This is a genomic window from Aestuariivirga sp., from assembly GCF_020252405.1.
In the GTDB taxonomy this organism is placed as follows: domain Bacteria; phylum Pseudomonadota; class Alphaproteobacteria; order Rhizobiales; family Aestuariivirgaceae; genus Aestuariivirga.
This window is the reverse complement of sequence record NZ_JADCDA010000084.1, coordinates 1-6,896: the sequence shown is the minus strand read 5'-3', so window position 1 is coordinate 6,896 and position 6,896 is coordinate 1. Positions and strand designations below refer to the sequence as shown.

The window sequence follows — 6,896 nt, the reverse complement described above, 5'->3', positions numbered from 1 at the left end:
CGAGGGTCGTAAGGGCAGTGCCGAGGTTCATCTGTGTCAAAGCCCAGTCCAGCGGCACCCGGTCCTGGCGGTATTCCGTCAGCGCGGCGCGATAGGCCGCCGCGGCCTGTTCCAGCCGCTCTGTCCCGGCCTCGCGTTCCCCGAGGTCCGCAAGAGCAACGCCGAGGTTCATCTGTGCCGTGGCCCATTGCAGCGGCACCCGGTCCTGGCGGTATTCCGTCAGCGCGGCGCAAAAGGCCTCAACCGCCTGTTCCAGCCGCTCTGTCCCGGCCTCACGTCGTCCGAGGGCCGCAAGGGCAGCGCCGAGGTTGTTCAGGGCCGTGCCGCGTTGGTCGGGGTCGGTGGCGAGGGACAGGGTGGTTCGGGCAAGGTGGATGGCCACCGCTGCCTCAAAATTCAGCCCGCCGTCGCGGCCCCGGACGTACCAGTCGTCCTGCAAGTCGCGCAGCGCATCGAAAAGGTCAGGCGGGGTGTCGAGACGGAGTTTTTCAACAAGGGTGGCCGCAGCCTCATCCGGTTTGTTCCGCAACCGGCTTTGCAGCACCGTCCTGTCCAGCAGGCGCAGGAGTTCGGATGTTTCACGATCTATCCGCTCTCGCGCTTCTTCACGCGCCATTGCCAGCAGCTTTGCGCCATCATCAAAACTGCCCACATTGTTCAGCGCATCCAGCCGCTCCAGCAACGCGTTGATCTGATCGCCGGTGTTTGCGGGCAATGCAGGCTCGGCCCGCATCCTGTCATATTCCACAAGCGCCGCCTTGATACCCTTGTAGGCCGCCATGAAGTCGCTTGTCGGTTCGGGCAGGTATCTTTCGGCCAGCGCAAGGATCAATTCAGCATGTTCTTCGGCAAAGCCGGGCCGGTCCGCATTGGTTTGCCGGACCAGCATTTCGCGGATTTCGGCCAGTTCGGTGCTTTGGCGTGCGATCCCTTCCTCGATCCGACCGATCCCCTCCAGCACCCCGCGCCACAGGTCGGGGGCGATCTTGTCGATATAGCCGGGTTCGGCCAGCAGGGCCGCATAGGCGCGGCGGGTGACGTTCAGCAGGAACAGCCGGGCATGGTGAGCTTCCACATTGCGCGGGTTCTTGTCGGCATAGACCTCCTTCAGGGCGATTTCCGCCTGGGCGAGCACCAGCTGCGCCACCCTGTCCGCGTTCAGCCTGGCCCCCACCACCCCGGCGGCGGGGATGGCACAGAGCGGGATCACGTGCTCGAAATTCGCCACCACAAAGGCGCGCAGATTGTCATCGGCGTAAGTGGCGGTTTCCCCCCAGGCCTGCCATTGCTTCCTCATCACCTGCTTGAGCTTGTGCAGCACCGCATCGGCATCACTGCGCCGCTGGCCTTTCAGGCGCAGGAACAGGCCCGCCCCCGCCGTCCCGCTTTCCAGCAGGCCGGGGGGAACACCGGCCCCCGCCGCCGCCACCCCCGCCACGGAAACGCCGATCAGCATCGTGCCAAGCTTTTCCAGGCAGGCTTCATCCATGCGTCACCCTGGCCACCGTTTACCCATTCAGGATGCACAGACGCCGCGCAGCTTGCAAGGAGGGCGGTCATCAATCATACCGCCGCACCCTGCGCCCGGTTCCTGCCAAACCCATAAAGCCCGCAAGCCCCTGAGAGCGCATGGCCCGGTTGCCGGCCCACGGCAGCCCGCCCCGGCTGCACCCGGTGCAGATCAAATCCTGCCCCGCGCGCGATGCGGCCATATTCCGCCGCCTGATCAAAACATCTTTTCCTGTTAATATTTATAAGATAAAAGATTGAGCGTGATCCGGCGGATCATGCTCGGGCGCATCGGGCGGTCAATTGACTCCATGAGGTTTCCCCTCGCCAAAACGCCCCGCCCCCATCTTTCCTCTCCCCCACCGGGGAAGAGGAATAGACTCTCTGGCGTCTGCCGCATGTTCTGTTCAGGCAATTCCACCCGGCCGGAACATGCGTGTGCCGGGCGGTTCACATGGGTCAGGAATAATTTGTCCCGCCCTCCCCAAGAGGTCAAGGCTATCGCAAACGGAGCCTTGTGCGTTTTTTCCTCTTTCCTGTCCCCGGTGTACAGACCGGGGGAGAGGAAGAAAAGCGGGGATTCTTCATACCATATGCGATGGCTCTGACCGGTGGGGGAGAGGAATAACAGAGGGGGCAGTTTCAGGCCATATGCGACAGCTCTCCCCAGAAGGGGGAAGGAAATCATTCCGATTTCATCTGGCCGCCCAATGCCCTAGAAGACCGCTGCGAGCGCGGTCAACTCCGCGGCCGGAGTGGGAGCGCCTTGAACGACACCGCAAGACTCTTTTCCGTCGCCCCGATGATGGACTGGACGGACCGTCACTGCCGCGTCTTCCACCGTCAGATGACGAAGCACGCGCTGCTTTACACCGAAATGGTCACGGCGCTGGCGATCCGCCATGGCGACAGGCAGCGCCTGCTTGGTTTCGACCCGCTGGAACAGCCTGTCGCCCTGCAGATCGGGGGTAGCGACCCGACACTTCTCGCCGAGGCGGCGAAGTGGGGCGAGGACTATGGCTATTGTGAAATCAATCTCAACGTCGGCTGCCCCTCCGACCGCGTACAGTCCGGCCGCTTCGGCGCCTGCCTGATGGCCGAACCGGCGCTGGTGCGCGACTGCCTGGGCGCCATGCGGCAGGCGGTGAGGGTTCCCGTCACCATCAAGTGCCGCATCGGAATCGATGACCAGGACGAGGAAGACGATTTCACCAACTTCATCGGGACGGTGATGCAGTCCGGCGTCACAACCTTCATCGTCCACGCGCGCAAGGCCTGGTTGAAGGGACTGTCGCCGAAGGAGAACCGCGAGGTGCCGCCGCTCAACTACCGTCGTGTCTACGGCATCAAGCAAAAACACAACGGCAACACCATCATTATCAACGGCGGAATCAACACCATTGATGATGCTCTGGAGCATCTGAAACATATCGACGGCGTCATGCTGGGGCGTGCCGCCTACAACACGCCATGGCTGCTGTCCGAGGTCGACAGCCGCATCTATGGCGGGGCGCGCGGAATGGGTGATCCGCTGGACGTGGTCGAACGGATGAAACCCTATATTTCCAAAGAGTTAGAGAAAGGCGTGTGGCTGCAGAACATCACCCGCCACATGCTGGGCCTGTTCCATGGCAGGCCCGGCGGCCGCCTGTGGCGGCGCGTGCTGTCGGAACAGGCGCCGAAGCCGGGCGCGGGGATCGAAGTGCTTAAAAAGGCTGCGAAAGAAGTGGCCGACCGGATCAACCGGCCTGCCGCCGGCCCGCCCGCCCGCCGCGACGCGTCCTGCGCAGCGTAAGTCCCTGAACCCGCTCGGGAAGTTCCGCCATAACGGCGCGCCGCTCAGCCGCTGACATGCCCAGCCAGCCGCCGATTTCCAGTCGCGTCCGCCCGCAGCCGATGCAAAAGCCGGTCTCCGGATCGACGACACAGATCTTGACGCAAGGCGTCTCAATGGCAGTCTGGTATGGCGCGTTCATCACCCCGAAAATAATGCAGTCCGTTGCGAAAGCTTGTTCAAAAACGGCGGTTTATCGGAATGCCACGGCGGCGGCGTAAACCGCCAGCATGGCCGTTTCCGACAGTACCTGGCCCGCCCCGCAAACGTCTCCGGTATGGCCGCCGATCTTGCGGATGGCCAGCGAACGCAGCATTTCCTGCGCCACGCCGGCCGCCACCAGCGCCAGCACCCCGGCCTCCAGCGAGAACACATAGCTTCCGGCCAGCCCCGCCGTCAGGCCGCCGATTGCCAGCGCCAGCAGCGTGAGATTGCGCGAAGGCTGCCCCACCATGGACGAAAGCCCCCCCTGGCGGGCAGGCCGGGTGGCCCAGAGCAGGTCCACCATGAGGGCGCGCGAGAAGGCGGCGGCCCCGGCGAGGAGCAGGATGACGGCGGCCGGGCTCAGCACGAGCAGTGCCGCAAGCAGCGCGGCACGCCCCATGACGGCGATCATCAGAGTCAGTGCGCCGAACGTTCCGATGCGGCTATCCTTCATGATTTCAAGGCGTTGCTCGCGGGTGTTGCCGCCGCCGAAACCATCCGCCACGTCGGCGAGGCCATCCTCATGGAAGGCGCCGGTGATCATTGCCGCGATGGCCAGCGCAAGGAGCGCGCAAAACAGTTCGGGCAGCCGGGCGAGATGGGCAAGCACCAGGGCGACGCCCGTAATCGATCCCACGACCGCTCCCACCAGGGGAAATGCCCACATCGCATCCTTGAGCGGTGGCGGATCAACCGTTCTCACGAAGGGCACCGGCATGCGCGTCAGAAAGCGCAGCGCGGCGAGGACGGAGGCGAACGGCCGGAACCGCCCCCGGTGTGCGCTGCGAGGCTCGAACGCGTCGCTCATGGTCTATGGCCGCCCTCAATCCCTGTGTGATATGCTCTTATAAATAGGAGACTTTTCTATAAATGACAAATGCCGCCTCGGGGTTGCCGTTCGATGACATCCGCAAGCTGGTGGCGGAGCTTCCCGGCCCCGATCTTGACGCCGTCGCCGCCTGCCGTGCGCGCGAGGGCCAGCTGACCAAGCCCCCCGGCGCCCTGGGCCGGCTCGAAAACCTCACCGAATGGCTGTGCGCCTGGCAGGGCCGGCATCCGCCGGAAAGCGGGCGGATTGTGGTTGCTGTTTTTGCCGGAAACCATGGTGTAGTTGCACAAAATGTTGCTGCCTACCCGCAGGAAGTGACAACCCAGATGGTTGCCAATTTCCAGACCGGCGGCGCCGCCGTGAACCAGATCTGCAAGAGCTTCGACCTCGGACTCAAGGTCTTCGAACTCGCCCTCGGGAAGCCGACCCTTGACATTACGCAGGACGCCGCCCTCGGGGAAGCGGAGTGCGCCGCCACCATGGCCTATGGCATGGAAGCAACCGAAGGGTGTGACATTCTTTGCATCGGCGAAATGGGAATCGGCAACACGACGATCGCGGCGGCGGTCTGCCATGGCCTGTTCGGCGCCGGGCCGCAGGACTGGACCGGGCCCGGCACGGGTATCGACCCTCAAGGTGTGGAGCGCAAGGCGGAGGCAGTCCGCCGCGCGGTGGCGCTGCACCAGGCGCACCTGAAGGACCCGCTTGAGGTGCTGCGCCGGCTGGGCGGGCGTGAGCTCGCCGCCATGGCCGGCGCCGTGCTGGCAGCCCGGCTGCAGCGCATCCCGGTGATCCTCGACGGTTATGTGGCGACCGCCGCGGCGGCGGTGCTGTTCGCCATGCGCCCCGATGCGCTTGAGCATTGCGTGGCGGGGCACCTTTCGGCGGAGCCGGCGCACCGCCGGCTGCTCGACAAGCTGGGCCTGAAGCCCATCCTCGACCTCGGCATGCGGTTGGGCGAGGGCTCGGGCGCCGCCATGGCGGCCGGCATCGTGAAGGCGGCCGCCAACCTGCACAATGGCATGGCGACTTTTGCCACGGCGGGCGTCAGCAACAAGGAGAGCTAACACAAGCTCTTGCCGGTTGGGCGATTCCCCCTGACTGAAACATACGCTACATGAGCCGGGAGAAAAAATTTGGAACGGACGGGATTCGGAAGCACATGGCCACTGTCACGCAGGACGACGTTCTCTCGGTTCTGAAGCGCATCGCGGCTCCCGATGGGCGGGGCAACGTGGTCTCCGCCGGGCTCGTGTCCGGCATCGCCATTCAGGGCGGCACGGTGATGTTCGCGCTCACCGCCAGCCCCCAGCACGTGAAGACCATGGAAGCCCTGCGCGCCGCGGTGGAGAAGGCGGTGCTGGGCATCAAGGGCGTCGATAAGGCGGTGGTGGCGCTGACCGCCGAGCGCAGCCCCCAGCAGGGCGGCCAGCCCCAGCCGCAGGGCCAGCGCGGCAGCGGCATTGCCGGCATCAGGCACCTGATTGCGGTGGCCTCCGGCAAGGGCGGCGTGGGCAAGTCCACGACCGCCGTGAATCTGGCGCTGGCGCTGACGTCGCTCGGCCTCAAGGTGGCCGTGCTCGATGCCGATGTCTATGGCCCCTCGATCCCCAAGCTCTTCGGCCTCAATGGCAAGCCCGAGCCGTCGGACGCCGCGGGCAAGAAGATGAAGCCGATGACGCGCTATGGGGTGGAGGTCATGTCCATCGGCTTTCTCGTGCCGGAGGACACGCCAATGATCTGGCGCGGGCCCATGGTGATGTCGGCGCTGACGCAATTGCTGCGCGAGACGGAGTGGAGCGGGGCGGACGTGATGGTGATTGACATGCCGCCCGGCACCGGCGACGTGCAACTGACGCTGGCCCAGCAGACGCCGCTGTCAGGCGCGGTGATCGTATCGACCCCGCAGGACCTGGCGCTGATCGATGCCCGCAAGGGGCTGAACATGTTCGCCAAGGTGAATGTGCCGGTGATCGGCATCGTCGAGAACATGAGCTATTTCACCTGCGGCAAGTGCGGCGAACGCCACGAGATTTTCGGCCATGGCGGCGCGAAGGAGGAGGCGGAGCGGATCGGCGTGCCCTTCCTTGGCGAGATCCCGCTCGACACGGAGGTGCGGCGGCGCTCCGACTCCGGCGAGCCGATCGTGGCGACCCTGCCGGATGCGCTGCACACGGCGCTTTACCGCGATGTGGCGCGTCAGGTCTGGGCCAGGCTTGAGGGCGGAAAGCTGGGCCGCCCGGCGCCGCGCATCGTGGTGGATGACCAGTAGCGCATGTTCCCACCGGGTGCATCCGCCTTCCCGGAACATGCGCCGGACGCCAGAGAGTCTATTCCTCTTCCCCGGTGGGGGAGAGGTTAGGTGAGGGGGTGTTTCCGCGCGGGAGTCGCTTGAGCGGGGATTTCCGGCGCTGTCCGCGTGGGCAGACCCCCTCACCCTGCCCTCTCCCCCGGTGGGCAGGGCTATCGCATATGGGTTCCCTTCTCCCGTCCGAAGGATGGGAGAAGGTGCCCGAAGGG

General features: G+C 65.1%; 5 protein-coding genes and 1 pseudogene. 3 read left to right on the top strand and 3 right to left on the bottom strand.

Annotation, left to right across the window (positions count from 1 at the left end):
• Positions 1-1,489 (bottom strand): annotated as a pseudogene (locus IOC69_RS12295) (hypothetical protein); the annotation flags it as partial.
• 786 nt (positions 1,490-2,275) lie between these two features.
• Here IOC69_RS12295 and dusA point away from each other — a divergent pair.
• On the top strand, positions 2,276-3,304 hold the full coding sequence (gene dusA / locus IOC69_RS12290) for a tRNA dihydrouridine(20/20a) synthase DusA (RefSeq protein ID WP_290543853.1): 1,029 nt from the start codon (positions 2,276-2,278) through the stop codon (positions 3,302-3,304).
• On the opposite strand, the gene IOC69_RS12285 is transcribed toward dusA, so the two are convergent.
• Both IOC69_RS12285 and cobS read right to left on the bottom strand, forming a co-directional pair.
• Complete coding sequence (locus tag IOC69_RS12285; RefSeq protein ID WP_290543852.1) at positions 3,249-3,485, bottom strand: DUF1289 domain-containing protein; 237 nt, start codon at positions 3,483-3,485, stop codon at positions 3,249-3,251. The genes dusA and IOC69_RS12285 overlap by 56 nt on opposite strands.
• Positions 3,486-3,536: 51 nt before the next feature.
• A complete protein-coding gene (gene cobS / locus IOC69_RS12280) occupies positions 3,537-4,355 on the bottom strand; it encodes an adenosylcobinamide-GDP ribazoletransferase (protein ID WP_290543851.1) in 819 nt (272 codons plus the stop codon).
• 62 nt (positions 4,356-4,417) lie between these two features.
• On the opposite strand from cobS, the gene cobT reads away from it, so the two are divergent.
• Positions 4,418-5,443 carry a nicotinate-nucleotide--dimethylbenzimidazole phosphoribosyltransferase gene (gene cobT / locus IOC69_RS12275; RefSeq protein WP_290543850.1) on the top strand — a complete coding sequence of 342 codons (1,026 nt, stop codon included), beginning with the start codon at positions 4,418-4,420 and terminating at the stop codon, positions 5,441-5,443.
• Between the two features lie 95 nt (positions 5,444-5,538).
• On the top strand, positions 5,539-6,648 hold the full coding sequence (locus IOC69_RS12270; RefSeq protein WP_290543849.1) for an Mrp/NBP35 family ATP-binding protein: 1,110 nt from the start codon (positions 5,539-5,541) through the stop codon (positions 6,646-6,648).
• Positions 6,649-6,896: the final 248 nt, after the last annotated feature.